This window comes from Microbacterium sp. Bi128 (genome assembly GCF_918698205.1).
The window spans coordinates 1-1,725 of record NZ_CAKKMM010001100.1; the positions used below are offsets into that span (position 1 = coordinate 1).

The following is a 1,725-nucleotide window of genomic DNA, read 5'->3' on the forward strand; positions in this document are numbered from 1 at the left end:
CGGCAGATATGTTTCTCCATCGCATCGCCCACGGTCCCCGCATCGGTAAGGCTGCGGACCTCGAAACTCCGCTTTCCGCCGTCGTCTACGTCGGCAAGGCTTGGGCGGCGGCGCGCGGTCCCGGCGTCCACTGAGTTCCAGCTGTCCAGGGCACGAGTCTGGCCGCTGAGGTCAAGCTTGGACAGTTCCGCCTGCAGCTTCCCGGCATCCAGCGTGGAGGGCGATATGTCGAACTTCGCCAAGCGGCCATTGCCGGCCAGCCCGGCAACCGCTTCCGGGCTGGGGCGGTTCCGCAGAATCCAGCGCGCCAAGGCTGCGGTCATGAAGTGGCAGTCGTCCTTGGCGTCTGCGTAGGCGCCCACACCGGCGTACCCCATCTGGGGCGTGATGTAGGCCGAGGTCTGCTTCAGCTGCAGCCCGGCGATGGACACGGCACTGTGCAGTACCGAGGCAACCCCGCCCGCGTCGTATTTGGCGACGCCCTGCTCTGCCAGGCTTTCTCCCGGGCCGAGGCCCAGAATATCCTTGACCCCGGTGAGGCACTCGAAGAACATGTAGTCGCCGTAGGCCTCCAGCACATCGCGGAAAAGTAGCAGGTCGAGCAATGCCGCCTCAATCGAGGCGGCATTGCGCAGAGTCCCGTAGCAATGCGACGGCGGGGAGGCGAACCGGATCAGGAATTTCGCCGTGCCCGGCTCGCCGGCGGAGCTCCATTCCAGGACACCACAGTCTGCGAGGCTGTCCCGCCGGGCCAAGTCCGCTTCCAGTGTTTGAAGCGTGCGCAAGCTGAGTTCCGGCAGGAACTCCAGGGCGGCATCCAAGGCCGCTCCGAGTTTCTCTTCCGCTCCGCTGTGACGCCGTTGTTCGTCCTCGTGAGCCAAGGCCGAGATCCGGCCCACGATCGCATCGATTTCGCTTTGGCTGTCGCCGTCCCCAATGTCCCCCATGCGGACAATGTACACGGCATACACGCCCTGGGCGGGACAGTCCGCGGATCTGCGCCGCCCTAGCGGTACGCCGGGGCCGCTTCCAGGCCGAAGTACTGCTCGAGCGTTCCGATGCCGCGGGCGCGCATGTCCGCGGCCGCCTCTTTGCCGATGAAACGCAGATGCCAGGGCTCGTAAAAATATCCGGTGATTTCGTGCAGCATCCACGGGTAGCGGACCACGAAGCCGAAGCGGTGGGCGTTCGCCTTGGCCCAGATCGCCGCCGGACGGTCCTTGAACTGGGGCGTGAAAGCGTCCGCCCCGCTGCCGTCGCCAATGTCGAACGCCCAGCCCGTCTGGTGCTCGGAGTAGCCGGGCCGGGCCGAGGCGGTGTCGGCCTCCGCCTGTCCGCGGGAATTCACGTAGCTGCCGTAGGTGGCCCGCTGCGTTGTGAACGAACGGTACCCGCTGGCCAGGGTGATGATGACGCCGTCGGCAGCCGCGGCAGCGAACATCGTCTCAGCCGCTGCCGCCGTCGTGCTGTTCACCAGCGCCGCCTCGCCCGACGTCGCCAAACGGACGGCCGGCCGGGACAGGTCCGGCGGCACAAAAGTGGCGGGGGAGAGCGGGCGGTGTTTGTTGACGATCACCCACGGGCTGGTGGGGTCCGAAAGGGAGTGCTGCGGCCCCGGCGCCGCGGCCGAAGGAGGGCGAGCAGCGGCCGACGGAGGGTGCGCCGCGGCCGACGGCGGGACAGCCGACGGCGCCTGCGCCGCCGTAGCGGTGCTTTCCGGAACGG

The 1,725-nt window shown here is 67.8% G+C and carries 2 protein-coding genes; both read right to left on the reverse strand.

Annotation, left to right across the window (positions count from 1 at the left end):
* On the reverse strand, positions 1–947 hold a 947-nt coding region (locus LQV45_RS30155; RefSeq protein ID WP_230010882.1), incomplete at its 3' end, for a hypothetical protein.
* A gap of 59 nt (positions 948–1,006) precedes the next feature.
* Positions 1,007–1,725 (reverse strand): D-alanyl-D-alanine carboxypeptidase family protein (locus LQV45_RS30160; protein WP_230010884.1); only part of this gene is annotated, 719 nt, incomplete at its 5' end.